The organism is Enterobacter cloacae complex sp. ECNIH7 (assembly GCF_002208095.1).
Lineage (GTDB): Bacteria > Pseudomonadota > Gammaproteobacteria > Enterobacterales > Enterobacteriaceae > Enterobacter > Enterobacter cloacae_M.
Genome location: NZ_CP017990.1, coordinates 3,959,042 through 3,980,886, shown reverse-complemented (window position 1 = coordinate 3,980,886; position 21,845 = coordinate 3,959,042). Strand labels below are relative to the sequence as shown.

The 21,845-nt window shown below is 57.7% G+C and carries 25 protein-coding genes; 16 read left to right on the top strand and 9 right to left on the bottom strand.

Translation table 11 applies throughout. The features are described from left to right. Window positions 1–3 precede the first annotated feature (3 nt). The 11 genes from cysN (at window position 4) to rpoS (ending at window position 8,806) form a co-directional block, all read left to right on the top strand. Window positions 4–1,428: a sulfate adenylyltransferase subunit CysN gene (gene cysN / locus WM95_RS19700; RefSeq protein WP_063408504.1), complete on the top strand. Its 1,425-nt coding sequence runs from the start codon at window positions 4–6 to the stop codon at window positions 1,426–1,428. Then, window positions 1,428–2,033: an adenylyl-sulfate kinase gene (gene cysC / locus WM95_RS19695; protein ID WP_010434543.1), complete on the top strand. Its 606-nt coding sequence runs from the start codon at window positions 1,428–1,430 to the stop codon at window positions 2,031–2,033. Before cysN ends, cysC begins: the two co-directional genes overlap by 1 nt. A gap of 58 nt (window positions 2,034–2,091) precedes the next feature. Then, window positions 2,092–2,418 (top strand): DUF3561 family protein, encoded by a 327-nt coding sequence (locus WM95_RS19690; protein ID WP_008499610.1) that lies wholly within the window; start codon window positions 2,092–2,094, stop codon window positions 2,416–2,418. Between the two features lie 166 nt (window positions 2,419–2,584). Continuing rightward, complete coding sequence (gene ftsB / locus WM95_RS19680) at window positions 2,585–2,896, top strand: cell division protein FtsB (RefSeq protein WP_008499609.1); 312 nt, start codon at window positions 2,585–2,587, stop codon at window positions 2,894–2,896. A gap of 19 nt (window positions 2,897–2,915) precedes the next feature. Then, window positions 2,916–3,626 carry a 2-C-methyl-D-erythritol 4-phosphate cytidylyltransferase gene (gene ispD / locus WM95_RS19675; RefSeq protein WP_023308993.1) on the top strand — a complete coding sequence of 237 codons (711 nt, stop codon included), beginning with the start codon at window positions 2,916–2,918 and terminating at the stop codon, window positions 3,624–3,626. Next, window positions 3,626–4,105 carry a 2-C-methyl-D-erythritol 2,4-cyclodiphosphate synthase gene (gene ispF / locus WM95_RS19670; RefSeq protein WP_008499607.1) on the top strand — a complete coding sequence of 160 codons (480 nt, stop codon included), beginning with the start codon at window positions 3,626–3,628 and terminating at the stop codon, window positions 4,103–4,105. The genes ispD and ispF overlap by 1 nt, the downstream gene beginning before the upstream one ends. Beyond that, window positions 4,102–5,151 (top strand): tRNA pseudouridine(13) synthase TruD, encoded by a 1,050-nt coding sequence (gene truD, locus WM95_RS19665; RefSeq protein ID WP_063408503.1) that lies wholly within the window; start codon window positions 4,102–4,104, stop codon window positions 5,149–5,151. The genes ispF and truD overlap by 4 nt, the downstream gene beginning before the upstream one ends. Continuing rightward, on the top strand, window positions 5,132–5,893 hold the full coding sequence (surE, locus tag WM95_RS19660; protein WP_063408502.1) for a 5'/3'-nucleotidase SurE: 762 nt from the start codon (window positions 5,132–5,134) through the stop codon (window positions 5,891–5,893). Before truD ends, surE begins: the two co-directional genes overlap by 20 nt. After that, window positions 5,887–6,513 carry a protein-L-isoaspartate(D-aspartate) O-methyltransferase gene (locus WM95_RS19655; RefSeq protein ID WP_023333224.1) on the top strand — a complete coding sequence of 209 codons (627 nt, stop codon included), beginning with the start codon at window positions 5,887–5,889 and terminating at the stop codon, window positions 6,511–6,513. Before surE ends, WM95_RS19655 begins: the two co-directional genes overlap by 7 nt. Before the next feature lie 116 nt (window positions 6,514–6,629). Continuing rightward, window positions 6,630–7,754: a murein hydrolase activator NlpD gene (gene nlpD / locus WM95_RS19650; RefSeq protein WP_029741538.1), complete on the top strand. Its 1,125-nt coding sequence runs from the start codon at window positions 6,630–6,632 to the stop codon at window positions 7,752–7,754. 59 nt (window positions 7,755–7,813) lie between these two features. Next, window positions 7,814–8,806: an RNA polymerase sigma factor RpoS gene (gene rpoS / locus WM95_RS19645; RefSeq protein ID WP_008499600.1), complete on the top strand. Its 993-nt coding sequence runs from the start codon at window positions 7,814–7,816 to the stop codon at window positions 8,804–8,806. A gap of 52 nt (window positions 8,807–8,858) precedes the next feature. Here the strand turns inward: rpoS and WM95_RS19640 are convergent, their stop codons facing one another. Together WM95_RS19640 and WM95_RS19635 are read right to left on the bottom strand one after the other, a co-directional pair. Further along, window positions 8,859–9,236, bottom strand: a complete 378-nt coding sequence (locus WM95_RS19640) for a DUF4440 domain-containing protein (RefSeq protein WP_047743920.1) — start codon at window positions 9,234–9,236, stop codon at window positions 8,859–8,861. Next, on the bottom strand, window positions 9,233–10,435 hold the full coding sequence (locus WM95_RS19635) for an MFS transporter (RefSeq protein WP_063408501.1): 1,203 nt from the start codon (window positions 10,433–10,435) through the stop codon (window positions 9,233–9,235). Before WM95_RS19635 ends, WM95_RS19640 begins: the two co-directional genes overlap by 4 nt. Before the next feature lie 108 nt (window positions 10,436–10,543). Between WM95_RS19635 and WM95_RS19630 the strand changes: the two genes are divergently transcribed. Continuing rightward, window positions 10,544–11,431: a LysR family transcriptional regulator gene (locus WM95_RS19630; RefSeq protein ID WP_059446884.1), complete on the top strand. Its 888-nt coding sequence runs from the start codon at window positions 10,544–10,546 to the stop codon at window positions 11,429–11,431. Here the strand turns inward: WM95_RS19630 and WM95_RS19625 are convergent. Further along, complete coding sequence (locus tag WM95_RS19625; RefSeq protein ID WP_023308984.1) at window positions 11,428–11,835, bottom strand: MarR family winged helix-turn-helix transcriptional regulator; 408 nt, start codon at window positions 11,833–11,835, stop codon at window positions 11,428–11,430. The genes WM95_RS19630 and WM95_RS19625 overlap by 4 nt on opposite strands. Before the next feature lie 172 nt (window positions 11,836–12,007). Between WM95_RS19625 and WM95_RS19620 the strand changes: the two genes are divergently transcribed. Genes WM95_RS19620 through WM95_RS19610 form a run of 3 tightly spaced genes read left to right on the top strand, consistent with a single transcriptional unit; the run spans window position 12,008 to window position 14,259 of the window. Continuing rightward, window positions 12,008–12,610: a non-oxidative hydroxyarylic acid decarboxylases subunit B gene (locus WM95_RS19620; RefSeq protein WP_023308983.1), complete on the top strand. Its 603-nt coding sequence runs from the start codon at window positions 12,008–12,010 to the stop codon at window positions 12,608–12,610. Further along, window positions 12,600–14,027: a non-oxidative hydroxyarylic acid decarboxylases subunit C gene (locus WM95_RS19615; protein ID WP_023308982.1), complete on the top strand. Its 1,428-nt coding sequence runs from the start codon at window positions 12,600–12,602 to the stop codon at window positions 14,025–14,027. Before WM95_RS19620 ends, WM95_RS19615 begins: the two co-directional genes overlap by 11 nt. Window positions 14,028–14,037: 10 nt before the next feature. After that, on the top strand, window positions 14,038–14,259 hold the full coding sequence (locus tag WM95_RS19610) for a non-oxidative hydroxyarylic acid decarboxylases subunit D (protein WP_003862116.1): 222 nt from the start codon (window positions 14,038–14,040) through the stop codon (window positions 14,257–14,259). A 92-nt stretch (window positions 14,260–14,351) separates the two neighbouring features. Here the strand turns inward: WM95_RS19610 and mutS are convergent, their stop codons facing one another. Next, window positions 14,352–16,913 carry a DNA mismatch repair protein MutS gene (gene mutS / locus WM95_RS19605; RefSeq protein ID WP_088544966.1) on the bottom strand — a complete coding sequence of 854 codons (2,562 nt, stop codon included), beginning with the start codon at window positions 16,911–16,913 and terminating at the stop codon, window positions 14,352–14,354. A 113-nt stretch (window positions 16,914–17,026) separates the two neighbouring features. Then, window positions 17,027–17,257: a SymE family type I addiction module toxin gene (locus WM95_RS19600; protein WP_023308980.1), complete on the bottom strand. Its 231-nt coding sequence runs from the start codon at window positions 17,255–17,257 to the stop codon at window positions 17,027–17,029. Between the two features lie 175 nt (window positions 17,258–17,432). Here WM95_RS19600 and WM95_RS19595 point away from each other — a divergent pair, with 175 nt between their 5' ends. Continuing rightward, complete coding sequence (locus WM95_RS19595) at window positions 17,433–17,777, top strand: nitrous oxide-stimulated promoter family protein (RefSeq protein ID WP_032668261.1); 345 nt, start codon at window positions 17,433–17,435, stop codon at window positions 17,775–17,777. A 5-nt stretch (window positions 17,778–17,782) separates the two neighbouring features. Here WM95_RS19595 and WM95_RS19590 read toward each other — a convergent pair whose 3' ends face one another. The 4 genes from WM95_RS19590 to WM95_RS19575 are packed head-to-tail and all read right to left on the bottom strand — an operon-like array spanning window position 17,783 to window position 21,816. After that, window positions 17,783–19,003, bottom strand: a complete 1,221-nt coding sequence (locus WM95_RS19590) for an MDR family MFS transporter (protein WP_088544965.1) — start codon at window positions 19,001–19,003, stop codon at window positions 17,783–17,785. A 16-nt stretch (window positions 19,004–19,019) separates the two neighbouring features. Continuing rightward, window positions 19,020–19,781, bottom strand: coding sequence for an ABC transporter ATP-binding protein (locus WM95_RS19585; RefSeq protein WP_063408801.1), 762 nt, complete (start codon window positions 19,779–19,781; stop codon window positions 19,020–19,022). After that, window positions 19,781–20,818, bottom strand: coding sequence for a FecCD family ABC transporter permease (locus WM95_RS19580; protein WP_047743926.1), 1,038 nt, complete (start codon window positions 20,816–20,818; stop codon window positions 19,781–19,783). Before WM95_RS19580 ends, WM95_RS19585 begins: the two co-directional genes overlap by 1 nt. Further along, window positions 20,818–21,816 (bottom strand): ABC transporter substrate-binding protein, encoded by a 999-nt coding sequence (locus tag WM95_RS19575; RefSeq protein WP_063408800.1) that lies wholly within the window; start codon window positions 21,814–21,816, stop codon window positions 20,818–20,820. Before WM95_RS19575 ends, WM95_RS19580 begins: the two co-directional genes overlap by 1 nt. Between the last annotated feature and the right edge of the window lie 29 nt (window positions 21,817–21,845).

The following is a 21,845-nucleotide window of genomic DNA, read 5'->3' as shown; positions in this document are numbered from 1 at the left end:
GCCATGAACACCACTATTGCTCAACAAATTGCCAAAGAAGGCGGCGTGGAAGCGTATCTGCACGCGCAACAACACAAAAGCCTGCTGCGTTTTCTGACCTGCGGCAGCGTGGATGACGGGAAAAGTACCCTGATTGGCCGCCTGCTGCACGATACGCGCCAGATTTACGAAGATCAGCTCTCTTCCCTGCATAATGACAGTAAGCGTCACGGCACCCAGGGTGAAAAACTCGACCTGGCCCTGCTAGTGGACGGCCTGCAGGCGGAGCGCGAGCAGGGCATCACCATCGACGTGGCCTACCGCTACTTCTCTACCGAGAAGCGCAAATTTATTATCGCTGACACCCCGGGGCACGAGCAGTACACACGCAACATGGCGACCGGCGCGTCCACCTGCGACCTGGCGATCCTGCTGATGGACGCGCGTAAAGGCGTGCTGGATCAGACCCGTCGTCACAGCTTTATCTCGACGCTGCTGGGGATCAAACACCTGGTGGTGGCGGTCAACAAGATGGATCTGGTCAACTTCAGCGAAGAGAAGTTCGAGGAGATCCGCCAGAGCTACCTGACCTTTGCCGAACAGCTGCCGGGCAACCTGGATATTCGCTTTGTGCCGCTCTCGGCGCTGGAAGGGGATAACGTCGCCTCCCAGAGCGCGAACATGCCGTGGTACAGCGGTCCGACGCTGCTGGAGGTGCTGGAAACCGTTGAAATTCAGCGCGTGGTCGACACCCAGCCGATGCGCTTCCCGGTGCAGTACGTGAACCGTCCAAACCTCGATTTCCGCGGTTTCTCAGGCACCCTGGCGTCAGGCTCCGTGAAGGTAGGTCAGCGCGTCAAGGTGCTGCCATCCGGCGTGGAATCGACTATCGCCCGCATCGTTACCTTCGACGGTGACCTGCAGGAAGCGGGCGCCGGTGAAGCCGTAACGCTGGTGCTGAAAGACGAAATTGATATCAGCCGCGGCGACCTGCTGGTCGATGCGCAGGAAACGCTGGCGGCAGTGCAGGGGGCTTCCGTGGACGTGGTGTGGATGGCAGAACAGCCGCTGACCGCTGGCCAGAGCTATGACATCAAAATTGCCGGCAAGAAAACCCGCGCCCGCGTGGACGGTATTCAGTTCCAGGTGGATATCAACAACCTGACCCAGCGTGACGTCACCGAGCTGCCGCTGAACGGCATTGGTCTGGTCGATCTGACCTTCGACGAACCGCTGGTGCTGGATCCGTATCAGCAGAACCCGGTCACGGGAGGTCTTATCTTTATCGACAGGCTGACCAACGTTACCGTCGGGGCCGGTATGGTTCGCGAACCGATTAAACAGGCTGCCGCGACGTCTGAATTCAGCGCCTTCGAGCTGGAACTGAACGCGCTGGTGCGTAAACACTTCCCGCACTGGGGCGCACGCGATCTGCTGGGAGGCAAGTAATGGCCGCCCATGATGAGAACGTCGTCTGGCATCCTCATCCGGTGACCGTCGCCCAGCGCGAACAGCTCCATGGTCACCGTGGGGTTGTGCTGTGGTTTACCGGGCTGTCCGGCTCGGGTAAATCGACGGTGGCAGGCGCGCTGGAAGAGGCGTTGCATCAGCAGGGCGTAAGCACGTACCTGCTGGATGGCGATAACGTGCGTCACGGCCTGTGCAGCGATTTAGGGTTTAGCGACGATGACCGCAAAGAAAACATCCGCCGGGTGGGCGAAGTCGCCAGCCTGATGGCTGACGCCGGGCTGGTGGTGCTGACCGCGTTTATCTCTCCGCACCGCGCCGAGCGCCAGATGGTGCGCGAACGCGTGGGCCAGGATCGCTTTATCGAGGTGTTTGTCGATACGCCGCTGGAGATTTGCGAAGCGCGCGACCCGAAAGGGCTGTACAAGAAAGCGCGTGCCGGAGAGCTGCGCAACTTCACCGGAATTGACGCGGTATACGAAGCGCCTGAATCGCCTGAAATTCACCTGGAAGGTCAACAATTGGTAACAAATTTAGTAAGCCAATTATTAGACCTGCTCAGGCGGGACGATATTATCAGATCCTGAGGCGGTATCGTTCGGGAGCTGTCTTCCCGAACGATGAGTCACGGTCACAGGATTAGCTATGCGCAACAGTGAACATTACATCACCACCACCGGGTCGGAGCCGCTAGCGACCGACGACGAAACGACCTGGTCATTTCCTGGGGCCATCATTGGCTTCGTCTCATGGCTGCTGGCGCTTGGCATTCCGTTTCTTATCTACGGCGGCAACACGCTGTTCTTCTTTCTCTACACCTGGCCTTTCTTTCTGGCGTTGATGCCCGTGGCGGTTGTTGTCGGCATTGCGCTGCACTCTCTGCTCAACGGCAAGCTCCTCTACAGCACCGTGGTCACGATTGTGACGGTGGTTCTGATGTTTGGTCTGTTATTTTTGTGGCTCATGGGCTAACTTCAGCCATAATTCAAACCGTAACCAACTGTGTAACGATATTGTGCAGGACGATTCTGCGGAAAAAATGTGGTACATTTGCCCGCGATGTTGCGGCATCTCTGTTACCCCGGCGTAGTGCTCTGGGGAAGTCTTGGGATGATGATGCCGTTTTTCAGGGGGCAGGATGGGTAAACTAACGCTGCTGTTGCTGGCTTTGCTAATCTGGCTGCAATATTCGCTGTGGTTCGGTAAGAACGGACTTCACGACTATAGCCGGGTGAGCGATGACGTCGCGGCTCAGCAGGCAACAAACGCCAAACTTAAGGCGCGAAACGATCAACTCTTTGCTGAAATTGATGACCTCAATGGCGGGCAGGAGGCGATTGAGGAACGCGCACGCAATGAACTCAGTATGACTAAGCCGGGCGAAACCTTTTATCGTCTGGTTCCGGATGCGTCTAAACGCAATCAGGGCTCAGCACAAAACAATCGATAATCAGGCCCAGGATTACGACATGGCAGTAACTTTTTCGGACGTATGCGCCGTGGTGCCGGCCGCAGGTTTTGGCCGGCGCATGCAGACAGAATGTCCCAAGCAGTACCTCTCTATTGGCGATAAAACGATCCTCGAGCACGCCGTGGCGGCGCTGCTGGCGCACCCGCGGGTGACGCGTGTGATCATCGCTATCAGCCCTGGCGATGCGCGCTTCGCGCAGCTGCCGCTGGCAAATCATCCACAGATTACCGTCGTTGACGGTGGCGCCGAGCGCGCCGATTCCGTGCTGGCGGGCATTCAGGCCGCCGGAAACGCTCCGTGGGTGCTGGTGCATGACGCGGCGCGTCCTTGCCTGCATCAGGACGATCTTGCGCGCCTGCTGGCGCTGAGCGAAACAAGCAAGGTTGGCGGGATTCTGGCTGCACCGGTGCGCGACACCATGAAGCGCGCCGAGCCGGGAAAACAGGCTATCGCCCACACGGTTGATCGAGTCGATTTATGGCACGCGCTGACGCCACAATTTTTCCCCCGCGAATTACTCCACGACTGCCTAACGCGAGCGCTTAAAGAAGGCGCGACCATCACGGACGAAGCCTCCGCGCTGGAGTATTGCGGTTTCCACCCTGAGCTTGTTGAAGGACGCGCTGATAATATAAAAGTGACGCGTCCGGAAGATTTACAGCTCGCGGAATTTTATCTTACCCGTTCGACCCATCAGGAGAAGGCATAATGCGAATTGGACACGGTTTTGATGTACACGCCTTTGGCGGAGAAGGCCCAATTATCATTGGCGGCGTGCGCATTCCCTATGAAAAAGGACTGCTGGCGCATTCTGATGGCGACGTGGCACTGCATGCGCTGACCGACGCGCTGTTGGGCGCTGCCGCGCTGGGTGATATCGGCAAGCTGTTCCCGGACACCGACCCGGCATTTAAAGGCGCGGACAGCCGCGAACTGCTGCGCGAAGCGTGGCGCCGCATTCAGGCGAAAGGCTACACCCTCGGCAACGTCGACGTGACGATTATTGCCCAGGCCCCGAAAATGCTGCCGCACATTCCGCAGATGCGCGTGTTTATTGCAGAAGATCTGGGCTGCCATATGGACGACGTGAACGTCAAAGCGACGACGACCGAGAAGCTGGGCTTTACCGGGCGTGGCGAAGGGATTGCCTGTGAGGCCGTGGCGCTGCTGGTGAAGGCGAGCAAATGACGGACTTCGACAACCTGACATACCTGCACGGTAAACCGCAGGGGAACGGGGTGCTGAAAGCCAGCCCGGAAGATTTCCTCGTGGTGGAGGATCTGGGCTTTGAGCCGGATGGCGAAGGCGAACATATCCTGGTGCGTATTCTGAAAAATGGCTGCAATACCCGCTTCGTGGCCGACGCGCTGGCAAAATTCCTCAAAATTCATGCCCGCGAAGTAAGCTTTGCCGGGCAGAAAGATAAACACGCCGTCACGGAACAGTGGCTCTGTGCGCGCGTTCCCGGCAATACGATGCCTGATTTAAGCAAATTTGAGCTTGAAGGCTGTAAGGTACTGGAATTCGCCCGGCACAAGCGCAAACTGCGTCTGGGGGCGTTGAAGGGGAACGACTTTACGCTGGTGTTGCGTGAAGTGTCGCACCGCGAAGATGTTGAAAAACGACTGAACGCTATCAGTGAACGCGGCGTACCGAACTACTTTGGCGCGCAGCGCTTTGGCATTGGCGGCAGCAACCTGCAGGGCGCGCTGCGCTGGGCGCAAAGCGATGCACCGGTGCGCGACAGGAATAAACGCAGTTTTTGGTTGTCTGCGGCCCGCAGCGCGTTGTTTAATCAGATTGTGAGCGAAAGGCTGAAAAAAACAGACGCGAATCAAGTTGTTGTTGGCGATGCGCTACAATTAGCGGGACGCGGAAGCTGGTTTGTGGCAACGGCCGAAGAAATGGCCGATGTGCAGTCGCGCGTGGACGCAAAAGCGCTGATGATTACCGCCGCGCTGCCGGGTACGGGCGACTGGGGAACGCAGGGCGACGCGCTGGCCGCCGAGCAGTCAGCCGTAGCGGATGCGCCAGAATTACAATCCTTGCTGGTGCGGGAAAAAGTTGAAGCGGCACGCCGCGCGATGCTGCTCTATCCGCAGCAGTTAAGCTGGAACTGGTGGGATGATGTAACCGTCGAGTTACGCTTCTGGCTACCGGCAGGTAGCTTTGCCACCAGTGTTGTCAGGGAACTAATCAACACCTCGGGTGATTATGCGAATATTGCTGAGTAACGATGACGGGATCCACGCGCCAGGCATTCAGACCCTGGCGAAACATCTCCGTGAATTTGCGGATGTGCAGGTCGTGGCGCCCGATCGTAACCGCAGTGGAGCGTCTAACTCTCTGACGCTGGAGTCGTCGCTTCGCACCTTTACCTTTGAAAATGGCGATATTGCCGTGCAGATGGGCACGCCAACCGACTGTGTTTTTCTGGGCGTGAACGCGCTGATGCGTCCGCGTCCGGATATCGTTGTTTCCGGCATTAACGCCGGTCCTAACCTCGGCGATGACGTGATTTACTCCGGCACCGTGGCGGCCGCAATGGAAGGGCGCCATCTGGGATTCCCGGCGCTGGCGGTCTCGTTGAACGGCCATACGCACTACGATACCGCCGCCGCGGTGACCTGTTCGATCCTGCGGGCGCTCGGCCGCGAGCCGTTGCGTACCGGGCGCATCCTCAACATCAACGTGCCGGATCTTTCCCTCGACGAAATTAAAGGCATTCGCGTCACCCGTTGCGGGAGTCGACACCCTGCCGATCAGGTCATCCCGCAGCAGGATCCTCGCGGCAACACGCTTTACTGGATTGGCCCTCCCGGCGATAAGTGCGATGCGGGTCCGGATACCGACTTTGCCGCCGTTGATGAAGGCTATGTTTCGGTTACCCCCCTGCACGTAGATTTAACCGCGTATAGCGCGCATGATGTGGTGTCGGGCTGGCTGGATCGCGCAGGAGTGAACGCGCAATGGTAAACAAACGTGTACAAACTCTTCTGGAACAACTCCGCGCGCAGGGGATCCGCGACGAGCACGTGCTTGAAGCGCTTGCTCAGGTTCCGCGTGAGAAATTTGTAGACGAGGCGTTTGAACACAAAGCGTGGGAAAACGTGGCGCTGCCCATCGGACAGGGCCAGACGATTTCACAGCCTTACATGGTGGCGCGCATGACGGAGCTGCTGGAGCTGACGCCTGACTCCCGCGTGCTGGAGATTGGCACCGGGTCGGGGTATCAAACCGCGATCCTGGCGCATCTGGTTCATCATGTATGCTCCGTTGAGCGAATTAAAGGTTTACAGTGGCAGGCGCGTCGTCGCCTGAAACAACTTGATTTACACAATGTTTCGACACGACACGGTGATGGATGGCAGGGTTGGAAGGCGCGCGCGCCGTTTGACGCGATCATCGTGACGGCGGCCCCGCCTGAAATTCCTGCGGCCCTGTTGTCGCAGCTGGATGAGGGGGGAATTCTTGTTCTGCCCGTCGGGGACGAGCAGCAGCTTTTGAAGCGCGTTCGTCGGCGCGGCGGCGAGTTTATTATCGACACCGTGGAAGCCGTGCGCTTTGTGCCTCTGGTAAAGGGGGAGTTGGCCTGAGACTCGGAATTATCCAGGGTTATTAAGGCAAATTCAGCGTATGGTGTGGCGCGAAAGATTCGTGTCATCACGGTAAATTTTAAGTCACTGGTAGTTAACACATTCCTGGGGGATAAATGAGCGCGGGAAGCCCTAAATTCACCATCAGCCGTGTTGCGGCATTATCACTGGTTTCGCTCTGGCTGGCAGGCTGTACAAGTTCTAACAACGCGCCTGCGCCCGTCAGTTCTGTCGGCGGAAACAGCGGCTCGGGTAACACGTCCAGCGGAATGTTGATCACTCCTCCGCCTAAAATGGGCACCTCTACGGCGCAACAAAATCCGCCAATCCAGCCGGTTCAGCGTCCAATGACGCAGCCGACGCAGATTCAGCCAGTGGAACAGCCTGTTCAGACCCAGAATGGCCGCATAGTCTATAACCGTCAGTATGGGAACATTCCGAAAGGCAGCTATACCGGTGGCAGCACTTATACCGTGAAACGCGGCGATACGCTGTTCTACATTGCGTGGATCACCGGGAACGATTTCCGTGACCTCGCGCAGCGCAATAACGTCCAGGCCCCGTATGGTCTGGAAGTCGGGCAAACGCTCCAGGTTGGCAACGCGACGGGCACGCCGCTTACGCCTGGCAACACCGTTTCAGCGGCCGATGTGACGGCTCAAAATAACAGCGTTAAGCCTGCACAAAAATCCACCACGGTGGTTGCTTCACAACCTGTAATTACGTATTCTGAGGATTCAGGTGATCAGACTGCTAACAAAATGTTGCCGAATAATAAAGGGACTGCGACTGTTGTCACAGCACCGGTGACGGCACCTGTGGTTAGCTCTACTGAACCGACTGCCAGCAGTATGACCTCCAGTTCGCCTATCTCTGCATGGCGCTGGCCAACTGACGGCAAGGTTATCGAGAACTTCTCTTCCTCCGAGGGGGGAAATAAAGGGATCGATATCGCAGGGAGTAAAGGACAGGCTATCATCGCGACCGCTGACGGGCGCGTTGTGTATGCCGGTAACGCTCTGCGCGGTTACGGTAATCTTATTATCATCAAACATAACGATGATTACCTGAGTGCCTACGCCCATAACGACACAATGCTGGTCCGGGAACAACAAGAAGTTAAGGCGGGGCAAAAAATCGCTACCATGGGTAGCACCGGAACCAGTTCTACACGCTTGCATTTTGAAATTCGTTACAAGGGGAAATCCGTAAACCCGCTGCAGTATTTGCCGCAGCGATAATTTGACGGGGCATGCCAGCCAGGGTGTCTCGTTCAGGGATCACGGGTAGGAGCCACCTTATGAGTCAGAATACGCTGAAAGTTCATGATTTAAATGAAGACGCGGAATTTGATGAGAACGGAGTAGAGGCTTTTGACGAAAAAGCCTTAGTAGAAGAGGAACCCAGTGATAACGATTTGGCTGAAGAAGAGCTGTTATCGCAGGGTGCCACACAGCGTGTACTGGACGCGACTCAGCTTTACCTTGGGGAGATTGGTTACTCCCCACTGCTAACGGCCGAAGAAGAAGTCTATTTCGCACGTCGTGCTTTGCGTGGTGATGTAGCCTCGCGTCGTCGCATGATTGAAAGTAACCTGCGACTGGTCGTGAAAATTGCCCGCCGTTACGGCAATCGTGGTCTGGCTCTACTGGATCTGATTGAAGAGGGCAATTTAGGTCTCATCCGCGCAGTTGAGAAGTTTGACCCGGAACGCGGGTTCCGTTTCTCAACCTACGCGACCTGGTGGATTCGTCAGACCATCGAACGGGCTATTATGAACCAGACCCGTACGATCCGCCTGCCGATTCACATCGTCAAAGAGTTGAACGTTTATCTGCGCACCGCGCGCGAGTTGTCCCATAAACTGGACCACGAGCCAAGCGCAGAAGAGATTGCCGAGCAACTCGATAAACCGGTTGATGACGTTAGCCGTATGCTGCGTCTCAACGAGCGCATTACCTCCGTTGACACCCCGCTGGGTGGCGACTCCGAAAAAGCGCTGCTGGACATCCTGGCCGATGAAAAAGACAACGGTCCGGAAGACACCACGCAGGACGATGACATGAAGCAGAGCATCGTCAAATGGCTGTTCGAACTGAACGCCAAACAGCGTGAAGTGCTGGCACGTCGTTTCGGTTTACTGGGGTATGAAGCTGCGACACTGGAAGATGTCGGCCGTGAAATTGGCCTGACCCGTGAACGTGTTCGTCAGATTCAGGTTGAAGGTCTGCGCCGCCTGCGTGAAATCCTGCAGGGGCAAGGTCTGAATATCGAAGCGCTGTTCCGCGAATAAGCAACCTTTCGTCAAAAAAGGCCCGTCGTGAGACGGGCCTTTTTCTTTTGCGCTACGGCTTAGTCGTTTCGTGCAGCAGACGCCACACTATCCGATCGCCTTCCTGATTGAGCACCGCGGTTGACCAGCGCACGTTGACGGGCAGGTCCGGCCGGGTTTGCGTCTCCCGGTAGTGGAGCACCGCGCCACGATCCCAGCGCTGGATCGTGGATAATTCGTCAATGACGATCTTCAGTCCTGGACGGCTTCCGCGCTGATTTTCCAGAAAACTGGCAAGACCGATATAGTCGATCTGAACGCCGCCCGGTGGGATCATCATAAAATCCGGGCTGAAGCGGGCGAGCAGGGCGTCGGAATCACCTTCACCTTTTCCTAACCAGTCTTCAAGCGCAATGTGGAGGTCGATAATGTCGTGTTCGAAAGGCGTCATGAATTCTCCTGTCGCAGCTGGGTGAGCACCTGCGTATTGTTAAGACGAAAAATGTACGGTACAGGCAGCAGGGTCATGCCTGCGGCAAAAATAAACATCCCGTGCCAGGCGGCGAGCGGTGGCAGCCAGGCCTGCGCCAGGCTCAGCGCCTGCGCCAGCAGCAGGGCTCCGGCAAAAAAGCTCAGCTGACGATTAAGGTTCCACAGCGCGCTGGCATCCGGCATCTCTTCCCGGCGCGTCGTCAGAAAAGCGCTGCTCTGAGCCGTACTGCTGCACAGGCTTCCCCCCGCGCCCATTAAGATAAACGCAACGGCAGGCAGCAGCGTAGCCGAACTGACGTTAATCAAAAGCAGGATACCCGTCGCCTGCAGCAGGCAGCCGATGACGATCAGCGGTCGGGGGCCGATACGGTTAAAATAGCGTCCCGTTGCCGTGATGGCGATAAACGATGCCACGGACCACGGCAGCATGAGCATCCCCGTTGCGGCTGGGCTCATGTTCGCCACATGCTGAAGATAAAACATGCCCGTGACGTTCACCCCAATAAACATGCCGGGTACGCAGATATAGACACGCATGGAAAAACGCAAAAGCGGGTCCGCGAGTAACGGCAGGTTTAGCAGTCTGGCCGCTTTCATCGCGGGCATTTCGTGTTTAAGCCACAGGCAGGCCAAAACAAAGGTCACGACAGCGACCGGTAGCGTGGCGAAAAATATCCATCGCCAGCTTAGCGTCTGCACGAGCAGGCCTCCGATAGCAGGGGAGCAGGCCGGGGCAAGCAATACCACCAGCATCACCGCCGAGGAGAGTCGGGCACGCTCGTGAGGCTTAAACTGTTGCCAGGTCAGCGCCTGTCCGACGGGGATCAGTAAACCTCCACCCACGCCCTGGAGTACTCGCCAGGCGATCAGACTTTCAAGCGTTGCAGACAGGCCCGCCGCTGCGGAGGCTGCGCTGAACAGAAAAAGCGAGAGCAGGATGACGCGCTTTGGTCCGATGCGGCGCGTGAGCACGCTGCTGAACGGGATCACCAGCGTCAGGCCGGCAATGTACCCGTTACTGACCCAGGCAAGGGCTGAAGGCGTGGTGTTAAAGGCGTGAGCCATTGCCGGGAAGGCGACGCTGGCAATAAACATATTGATCAAATCAAGAAAAAAGCCCAGCAGATAAACAACGGCGACTTTGCTGCGATACGTCATGGTGGATCCTCCGGTGAGGTGGCGTATCGTATCGATCCGGGAAGCACGGATAAACCTGACAAAGCGCGATATACTGTCAAAAAAGTTTTGACAGTAAAGGGCGTGATGATGATTAATCTGCAGCGGGCTCAGATGTTTGTCGCGGTGGCCGACACCGGCAGTTTCACTGCTGCAGCCGAGGCAATGGGGCTGACAAAAGCCGTGGTCAGCTTCAATATTCGCCAGCTTGAAGATGAGCTGGGCGTTACGCTGCTGCTGCGCTCCACCCGCCGCCTGACGTTAACCGAGGCGGGCGCGCTCTTTCATCAGCGCAGCGTGGCGCTTCTGAAGGATGCGGAACGGCTGCAGGATGATGTCCGCGCGAATCATGCGGGGCTCACTGGCGAACTGCGGATCACGACTACGCCCGAGTATGGCTCACAGGTGGTGGTGCCGCTGCTGGCCAGGTTTAGCCAGCAGCACCCGGATCTTCGCGTGCGGCACGTTTCGTCGTCCCTGCACGCTGACCTTATATCGGAGCGCTTTGACGTAGCCATCCGTCTGGGAACGCTTGCCGATTCGCGCAACCACGCCGCGCTGATTGCGCACTTCTCCATTCTCCCCGTCGCGGCGCCCGGGTGGCTCGTTAACCATCCGATCGAAACGCTTGCGCAGCTGGCCCACGCCGACTGGATTATTCACGAGCGCCTGGCCTCGCCGCTGCGCTGGCAGGTGAAGGATGCCAGCGGTGCGCCTGAAACGCTGGAGATAAAAAAAGCGCCGCGCCTGTTTGCCGACAGCGCTCAGGCCCTTATGGCCTTTGCACTTGCTGGCGGAGGTGTGGCGTTACTGCCGGAATGGCTGGCGCGCGATGCGCTTGATGCGGGAAAACTGGTCCCGGTTTTACCGGAATATACCTTTGCGCAGCAGGGCATCTATGCGGTTTATCCCGATGCCCGGCATGTGTCAGCGAAAGTGCGCACCTTTATCGATTTTATGCGCGCCAGCGTGAATTAATCGTGCATCATCTTTTTGATGAGCGCGGAGAACTGCTCCCGCTCGGCCTTGTTAAGACGTCCTAAAAACGCCTCATCCACCTCGTTGCCAACCGGTTTACAGCCAGCAAGCAGGGCTTCACCTTCTGGCGTCAGGAAGACAAACCGGCGGCGCTTATCGGCCGGATCGTGCTCGCGTTTGACCAGACCGCGCGCCTCCATGCGGCTGAGCATCTCCGCCAGGGTCGCTTTCGTGCTGACCGCCACTTCGGTCAACGCCACCTGTTCAATACCCGGATGCTCGGCAATAGAGCGCATCACCGCATACTGTGGCTTGGTCAGTTCCGGTAAGGCATGTTGCCACTGCGCGGTATGCTGTTGAAAAAGCTGACGTAACAGGTGGAACGCCTCTTGTCTTAGTTCCATGAACACTCCGACGGAAAAAATCTCTCCCCTATGATAGCCGCTATTGCTCTCAATTTTAACGCGGCATCTTTTAGCCATTCGTGTGATCGTATGCGAACGATCTTGTCAGGAAAACGATCCTGGAGTAGCTTATTTATAATGTTCGTGTACGAACAAAATATTGAGGTGATGAATGAGATTGATAGTAGGAATGACGGGGGCAACGGGCGCACCGCTGGGCGTGGCGCTGCTGCAGGCGCTGCGGGAAATGCCGGAGGTGGAGACGCATCTGGTGATGTCTAAGTGGGCAAAAACCACCATCGAGCTGGAAACGCCTTACACCGCGCAGGACGTTGCTGCTTTGGCTGACGTTGTCCACAGTCCGGCTGACCAGGCCGCCACCATCTCCTCCGGCTCGTTTCGCACCGACGGCATGATCGTCATTCCCTGCAGCATGAAAACGCTGGCGGGTATCCGCGCGGGCTACGCCGAAGGGCTGGTGGGACGTGCGGCGGACGTGGTGCTGAAAGAGGGGCGCAAGCTGGTATTGGTACCTCGTGAAACGCCGCTCAGCACCATTCATCTTGAGAACATGCTTGCCCTTTCCCGCATGGGCGTGGCGATGGTGCCGCCCATGCCTGCGTATTACAACCACCCGCAAACCGCCGATGACATTACCCAGCACATCGTGACCCGCGTGCTCGACCAGTTCGGTCTGGAGCATAAAAAGGCGCGCCGCTGGAACGGGCTGCGGGAGGCGAAACATTTTGCACAGGAGAATAAAGATGGCATTTGATGATTTGAGAAGCTTCCTGCAGGCGCTCGATGAGCAAGGGCAACTGCTGAAAATTGAGGAAGAGGTTAACGCCGAGCCCGATCTGGCGGCGGCAGCCAACGCGACCGGCCGCATTGGCGACGGCGCGCCCGCGCTGTGGTTCGACAACATTCGTGGCTTTACCGATGCCCGCGTGGTGATGAACACCATCGGCTCCTGGCAGAACCACGCCATTTCGATGGGGCTGCCTGCGAACACCCCGGTAAAAAAACAGATCGACGAGTTCATCCGCCGCTGGGATAAATTTCCCGTCACGCCGGAGCGCCGCGCCAACCCGGCCTGGGCGCAGAATACGGTGGACGGTGAAGACATTAACCTGTTCGATATCCTGCCGCTGTTTCGCCTGAACGATGGTGACGGCGGTTTTTATCTCGATAAAGCGTGCGTTGTCTCGCGCGATCCGCTCGACCCGGACCACTTCGGCAAGCAGAACGTCGGGATCTACCGTATGGAAGTGAAGGGCAAGCGCAAGCTCGGCCTCCAGCCGGTACCGATGCACGATATCGCTCTGCATCTGCACAAAGCGGAGGAGCGCGGCGAAGATCTGCCGATTGCTATTACCCTCGGCAACGATCCAATCATTACGCTGATGGGCGCGACGCCGCTGAAATACGATCAGTCAGAGTATGAAATGGCCGGCGCGCTGCGTGAAAGCCCATACCCGATTGCCACCGCGCCGCTGACCGGCTTCGACGTGCCGTGGGGTTCTGAAGTGATCCTGGAAGGGGTGATTGAAGGCCGCAAGCGTGAAATCGAGGGGCCGTTCGGCGAGTTTACCGGGCACTACTCCGGTGGTCGTAACATGACGGTTGTGCGTATCGACAAAGTTTCTTACCGCACCAAACCTATTTTCGAATCCCTTTATCTCGGCATGCCCTGGACCGAGATTGACTACCTGATGGGACCGGCTACCTGCGTCCCGCTCTACCAGCAGCTTAAAGCGGAATTCCCGGAAGTGCAGGCGGTGAACGCGATGTATACCCACGGTCTGCTGGCGATTATCTCCACCAAAAAGCGCTACGGCGGCTTTGCCCGCGCGGTGGGTTTACGCGCCATGACCACGCCGCACGGTCTGGGCTACGTGAAGATGGTGATCATGGTGGATGAGGATGTCGATCCGTTCAACCTTCCGCAGGTGATGTGGGCGCTGTCGTCGAAAGTGAACCCGGCAGGCGATCTGGTACAACTGCCGAACATGTCGGTCCTTGAACTTGACCCTGGGTCCAGCCCGGCGGGCATTACCGACAAACTGATTATCGATGCCACCACGCCTGTCGCGCCGGACACCCGGGGCCACTACAGCCAGCCGGTACAGGATCTGCCTGAAACCAAAGCCTGGGCTGAAAAACTGACCGCGATGCTGGCAGCACGTCAATAAGGAGGAAAAGATGATTTGTCCACGTTGTGCCGATGAGCATATTGAAGTGATGGCGACGTCGCCGGTAAAAGGGGTCTGGACCGTTTATCAGTGCCAGCATTGTTTGTATACCTGGCGCGATACCGAACCGCTGCGCCGCACCAGCCGCGAGCACTATCCGGAAGCGTTCCGCATGACGCAGAAGGATATTGACGAGGCGCCGCAGGTGCCGACAATCCCGCCGCTGCTGTAAAAAAAAGCCCGGTGGCTCTGCGCTTACCGGGCCTACGGTTTTGTAGGTCGGGTAAGACGAAGCCGCCACCCGACAAAACAGACCGCAGAAAACTAAACCAGACTCTTCAACCTGTAAATCCACTCCAGCGCCTGACGCGGCGTCAGTGAATCCGGGTCGAGGTTCTCCAGCGCTTCCACCGCAGGCGACGTCTCTTCCGTAGGCACCAGCAGCGACATCTGGGTGCCATCAATCTGCGTCGCCGCCGCATTCGGTGACAGGCTTTCCAGTTCACGCAGTTTCTGACGCGCGCGCTTGATCACGTCCTTCGGTACGCCTGCCAGCGCCGCGACGGCCAGGCCATAGCTCTTGCTCGCCGCGCCATCCTGCACCGTATGCATGAAGGCAATGGTATCGCCGTGCTCCAGCGCATCCAGATGAACGTTCGCAACCCCTTCCATTTTCTCCGGCAGCTGCGTGAGTTCGAAATAATGGGTGGCAAAAAGCGTCATGGCCTTGATTTTATTCGCAAGGCTTTCCGCACAGGCCCATGCCAGGGACAGACCATCATAGGTTGACGTTCCGCGTCCGACTTCGTCCATCAGCACAAGGCTGTGCTCCGTCGCGTTATGCAGAATGTTTGCCGTTTCGGTCATCTCGACCATGAAGGTTGAGCGTCCGCTCGCCAGATCGTCCGCAGCCCCAACGCGGGTAAAGATGCGGTCGATGGGTCCAATCTCAACGTTTTGCGCCGGGACGTAGCTGCCGATATACGCGAGCAGCGCAATAAGCGCCGTCTGACGCATATAGGTACTCTTACCGCCCATGTTCGGACCGGTAATGATCAACATTCTTCTCTGCGGTGACAGGCTCAGCGGGTTGGCGATGAACGGTTCGTTGAGCACCTGCTCTACCACCGGGTGACGGCCTTCAGTGATGCGAATACCAGGCTTATCGGTAAAGGTCGGGCAGGTGTAGTTCAGCGTTTCAGCGCGTTCTGCCAGATTGACCAGCACGTCCAGCTCCGCCAGTGCGCTGGCGCTCTGCTGCAGGTCGCCCAGGTGCGGCATCAGCATGTCGAACAGCTCGTCATAAAGCTGTTTTTCCAGCGCCAGCGCCTTGCCTTTCGAGGTGAGGACTTTGTCTTCGTACTCTTTCAGTTCAGGAATGATGTAGCGTTCGGCGTTTTTCAACGTCTGGCGACGCACGTAGTGAATCGGCGCCAGGTGGCTTTGCCCGCGGCTAATTTGAATGTAGTAACCGTGTACCGCGTTATACCCCACTTTCAGGGTGTCGAGCCCAAGACGCTCGCGCTCGCGGATTTCCAGCTTGTCGAGGTAGTCCGTCGCACCATCGGCCAGCGCGCGCCATTCGTCCAGCTCCTCGTTGTAGCCCGGGGCAATCACGCCGCCATCACGCACCAGAACCGGAGGCGCATCGATAATGGCACGCTCCAGCAGTTCGCGAAGCTCGGTAAATTCGCCCATGGTTTCGCGGAGTTTCTGTACCGGCGCGCTGTCAACGTCACTCAGCTGCGCACGCAGTTCCGGCAGCTGCTGGAAAGCATGACGCATCCGCGCGAGGTCGCGTGGTCGCGCTGTTCGTAGTGCCAGACGCGCAAGGATACGCTCCAGATCGCCCACCTGGCGCAGGACCGGCTGCAGCTCGGTATAGCGATCCTGCAGCGCGGCAATCGTCTGCTGACGGCAAACCAGCGTCTCGGTATTGCGGATCGGCATATGCAGCCAGCGTTTCAGCATGCGGCTGCCCATTGGCGTAACCGTACTGTCGAGGACCGACGCGAGCGTATTTTCTACGCCACCCGCCAGGTTCTGCGTGATCTCCAGGTTACGGCGCGTGGCGGCATCCATGATGATGCTGTCCTGCTGGCGCTCCATGGTGATAGAGCGGATATGCGGTAGGGCGGTGCGCTGGGTATCTTTCACATACTGCAGGAGGCAACCTGCCGCACACAGCCCGCGCGGTGCGTTTTCAACGCCAAAGCCAGTCAGATCGCGGGTGCCAAACTGCAGATTCAGCTGCTGGCGCGCGGTATCAATTTCGAATTCCCACAGCGGACGACGGCGCAACCCGCGACGACCTTCAATCAGCGCCATTTCAGCGAAATCTTCGGCATAGAGCAATTCTGCAGGGTTGGTGCGCTGCAGTTCGGCAGCCATCGTTTCACGGTCAGCCGGTTCACTCAGACGAAAACGTCCGGAGCTGATATCCAGCGTCGCGTAGCCAAACCCTTTACCGTCCTGCCACAGCGCTGCCAGCAGGTTATCCTGGCGCTCCTGTAACAGGGCTTCATCACTGATGGTGCCAGGCGTGACGATGCGCACGACTTTGCGTTCCACCGGGCCTTTTGAGGTCGCCGGATCGCCGATCTGTTCGCAGATGGCAACGGACTCGCCCTGATTCACCAGCTTCGCCAGGTAGTTTTCTACCGCGTGGTGCGGGATACCTGCCATAGGAATGGGCTCGCCTGCCGATGCGCCACGTTTGGTTAGCGAGATGTCGAGCAGCTGCGATGCACGCTTAGCATCGTCATAAAACAGCTCGTAAAAATCGCCCATACGGTAAAACAGCAGGATTTCCGGATGCTGTGCTTTCAGCTTCAGATACTGCTGCATCATCGGCGTATGTGCGTCGAAATTGTCGATTGTGCTCATGGAGTTATGATGTCCATTTCTTTGAAAATAAACCGTTTTGATGGGCTCAATGGCCGTTTGTTCCTTCTATTGTCGCATGAAAAAAAGGTCCGGCGCAGAAAAATGTCGTGGCTTTACGAGGCATCTTCCGACATTAATTCGATGACAATTTTTCCATGCTCCACGCCCACCCTGACTCGGGAATGGGTTGTAAATCCCGCTTTTTCAAGCCAGTCACCTTTTAAGCTCAGCGCCGCATGCACGCTATAGCGCTTCGGTATCTTGGTATTGCGGTCTTCATGGCGCTTTCTAAAATATCCCACTTTTAAATGGCGATAGGGTTTGCCGATCGCGAGCTCTTGCATAGGGTCTCCAGACAACACGGACAAAGGTCATTTCTGATGCCTGTATAAAATACCAGTGATTGCTAGCCGGTGCATGGCTAAAACTGGAATCAGGCTTCAGGAAACGAAATGCAACCTCTGAAATCCAGTGTTGAAAGGTGTATTATTGATGCACTTTATTGTTCGGTAATCCGCTATGTCCGGTAAACGCATCTCACGAGAAAAAGAGACCATCGCGAAAATGATCGCGCTGTATGAAAAGCATTGCCCGCAGGCATCTCAGGAGGAAGGGCACTATCAGGCGCTCAATGCGTATGCCGATAAGCGCCTGGATAAATGCGTTTTCGGTGAGGAAAAGCCTGCCTGCAAGCAGTGCCCCGTACACTGCTACCAGCCTGCCAGACGTGAAGAGATGAAGCAGGTTATGCGCTGGGCAGGCCCGCGTATGTTATGGCGTCATCCCATCCTGACCGTCCGCCATCTGATGGATGACCGTCGTCCCGTACCGGAACTGCCGGAAAAGTATCGTCCGAAAAAGTGACCGGTTCAGCTTCTGAGCGGGCGGCAAATCACGTTAAGGGCCAGCGCGCTGCAGAGCGGGAAGAGGGCCAGCAGCAGCCAGGGGAGCATCGCCTGCGTTGAGGGCACCAGCGCGCGATCCAGCAGGCTGCCAAACAGCAAATTTCCGGCCAGTACCGCAAGGCCTCCGGCGGTGGCGAGTGCGCCGTAGTGCGCCCCCAGCGTGGACTCCTCGGCAAACCGGGGAATCAGGTCCTTAGCCGAGGGTACCAGCAGCATCTGTCCCAGCGTCAACAGCGTCACGAAACAGACCGACGGCAGCAGGCGCAGCCAGCCCTCTGGCGGTTCTGTCGCCGCAAACATCGCCACGCTCGCAAAGGCGGCGGAGAGCAGCAAAAAGCCCACCGGCAGAATTCTCACCGCCCCCACGCGTCGGGCGAAGCGGGCCAGCGGAAGCTGCAAAGTGATGATCAGCACCGAGGCCAGCATAAACAGCGGGCCAAGATCTTTCTCGTTACCACCGGAGCGCTGGATCTCTACCGGCAGCGCCAGATAGAGCTGGTTATAGCTTAACAGCCACGAGCTGTAGGCAATGATAAAGGCGACAAAGCGCGGCTGGCGGAACGTCGTCCACCAGGGCTGTATGTTTAGGGTCTGTGAAAGGCGGGGGGAAGCCGGAAGACAGAAGTGCAGCACCAGTAAGGCAATAATGAAAACCCCTGCACCCGCCAGCGCCACCTGGCGGAAGCCAAGCCCCGTCAGCAGGGCACCGGCAACCGGGCCCAGCACCGCGCCGAGTTCACCGCAGACGGCAAAGAGGGCAAACCACTCCGCCCGGCTACGCTTGCCTCTCGCCTCGCTTTGCGTGCCTGCTTTTGCCAGCAGTGCCTCAATCGAGGGGGAGAACAATGCGCCGCCAATACCGGTCAGGCACGCCCCAAGAATGATGGGCCAGAGTGCGTGCCCGAACGCCAGCAGCAGATAGCCCGCGACGCGAATAATGCACCCGCTCAGGATAACGATTTTCGCGCCAAACCGGTCCGAGAGCGCGCCGCCGACGATAAACATCCCCTGCTGAGAGAACGTGCGCAGGCCGAGGATCAGCCCGATCAGCCCACCGGAGAGCAGCATATCGTCGCGCAGGAATATCGCCAGGAAGGGGACAACGGCGTAAAAGCCGATGTTAAAAACAAACTGGCTACCCAGTAAAACGGGCGGCCAGAGCGTGGTGGCAGGGCGAAGGGGCATCGTTGGTCACTCGCCCCTAAACGATAAAGTGAATGTGTTTTTTGCCATGGAACGGCGAGATCTCGATTTTGGTTTTGACCCGGAAGACATCCCAGAGCAACGACTCGGACAGGATGTCCTGCGGTGTCCCCGTCGCCACAATTTGGCCTTTCTGCATCACAATCAGCGAGTCGCAGAACATCGAGGCGTGGTTGAGATCGTGGATAGCGACAATGCTGGTGACCGATAATTCGCTGATCAACTGCATCAGCTGCATCTGATGATGAATGTCCAGGTGGTTTGTTGGTTCATCCAGCAGGATTTCCGTCGGGGTCTGGGCCAGCGCGCGGGCAATGTGGACGCGCTGGCGCTCACCGCCGGAGAGGCTCAGCCACCCCTGGTTGCTTTTATCCAGCATATCCACGCGCTGCAGAGCGGCGGTGACGGTTTCGTCATCGTGCGTGCTCCAGTTGGAAAAGGCGGAGTGGTGCGGAATCCGCCCGAGTTTGACCACGTCGCGCACGCGCATGTTGGCGTCAGTCATGCCGTGCTGCTCCACGAAGGCGACCCGGCGGGCCAGCTGCTTTTTGGCAATACGAGAGATGTCCTGGCCGTCCAGCGTCACACAGCCCGCATCCGGGCGACGCAGCCCCGCGAGGATACGTAAAAGAGACGATTTACCGCAGCCGTTAGGGCCAAGCAGTCCTACCGTTTCGCCCCGGGAAACCTTCAGCGAGACGTCATTAACGATGACTTTTTTGCCGACCTTCCAGGTAATATTTTCAGCGCAGATGCTCATCACTTATTCCTTGAGCGGTAGATAATCACGGCAAAGAACGGAACGCCAACCAGCGCGGTGACCACGCCGACGGGCAGGCTTTGCGGCGCAATCAGCATGCGCGAGGCGATATCGGCCAGCACCATCAGGATTGCGCCTGCCAGCGCGCTGGCAATCAGCAGCGTGCGGTGCAGCGGCCCGAACAGGAAACGCATGACGTGCGGCACCACCAGCCCGACAAAGCCGATTGAGCCCGCCATGCTGACGATGGTCGCGGTAATCAGCGCGGTAGTGGTAAAAAGTGCCAGGCGCACCCAGGGGACAGCAATGCCCAGCGATGCCGCGGCGTCATCACCGAACGTAAAGGCATCCAGCGCCCGGGAATAGTAGAGGCAAATGGCTAACCCAATCAGCACCACGACCAGTGCCAGCTGGAATTCAGGCCAGCGTACGCCGCTGAAGCTGCCCAGCAGCCAGAACATTACGTCGCGCGCCTGCTGGGCACTGGCGGAGGTGCTAATGGTGTAGGCGGTAATAGCGTTAAAAAGCTGTGAGGCGGCGACGCCTGCCAGAATCGTACGTTCATTCCCGCCGCGCGCCCCGTTCGTCAGAAACGCGACAAACGCAAACGCGGCGAACGCCCCGGCAAAGGCCCCGGCAGAGAGCGACACCGCACCGGTGCCGATCCCCAATACGACGACAGAAACCGCCCCGGTCGATGCGCCCGCGGACACGCCGAGCACGTAGGGTTCCGCCAGCGCGTTCTTCAGCAGGCTCTGCAATACGGCACCGCAGATGGCCAGCCCCGCGCCGCAGCAGGCCGCAACCAGCGCGCGGCTCAGGCGAAAGTCCCAGATCACGCTCTCATAGATGCGAGTGAGCGGAACCTCGGTGAGCCCCATTTTATTGCTGATGGCGTAAAACACGTTATCCAGCGGGATGGACAGCTCGCCGACGCTGACGCTCAGGGCTATCACCAGAAATAACAGTACCAGGGCGAGCAAAGCCGAGGTCGTCAGAACCAGGCTCTGCCGGGCCTGAAGAACGGCGGTGGTCATCAGTTCAGCCCCAGCTTTCTGAGCTGTTCGCCGACCTGCTCAGCCCCGTAAATCGTGCGGATCGTCGGGTTCATCGCCTGGCCGTCCATCACCACGATATGGCCTTTTTTCACCGCGTCCAGCTGGCTGACCGCCGGATCGCTCTTCAGGAATTTGATTTTTTCTTCCGCGTTATCCAGCGCCCAGCGGTTGCGGTCCAGGCTGGACACCACAATGACATCCGGATTGGCGGCAATAATGCTTTCCCAGCCTACGGTTGGCCATTCGGTCTCGGACGTAATGGCGTTATGCCCGCCCATCAGGCTGGCGATAAACCCGGAGGGGCTATTTTTACCGCCGACGTAGGCGTCAGCAGAAGGGGATGAACTGGAGAACCAGAAGACAAACGAAAGATCTTTTTTACTCTTGCCGAATTCCTTACGCAGGTCGGCCTCGCGTTTTTTGAAATCGGCAATCACGGCCTGACCGCGATCTTCAACGTTAAAGATTTTGGCGAAATCCTCAATCTCTTTGTAGAGATACGTCATATCCCAAAGCTTCTGGCGGCTGCCGTACATATCGCCGGTGGCTTTTTTGGTCGCGCACATGCCCGGCGACACGTAGCTGTTCACGCCCAGGGTCATCAGATCGTCGCGTTTTGCGACCTTGCTTTCAGGCCCCAGCAGCAGTGGCGTCTGGGCGGGGACAAAGTCGGGATTTTGCGCAAGCACGGATTCAAGGGTAGGGATTTCGACCGTCAGGGTTTTGATTTTTGCGTTCTGTTCCGCCAGCTGCGGCAGCACTTTCGTCGGCCAGAAGGCGCTGGCCTTCACCTTATCTTCCAGCCCCAGCAGGAGCAGAATTTCGACGGTATTCTGACCCAGAGCCACGACGCGTTCCGGCGCTTTGGTGAATGTCTCTTTATAGCCACAGTTTTCAATGGTCAGAGGATATGTGGTTGCCAGAGCAGAACTGACCGACGCAACCGCCAGGCCTAACGCGCAGATGACCTTCTTCATGAAAAGCTACCCTTGATTAATATTATTAT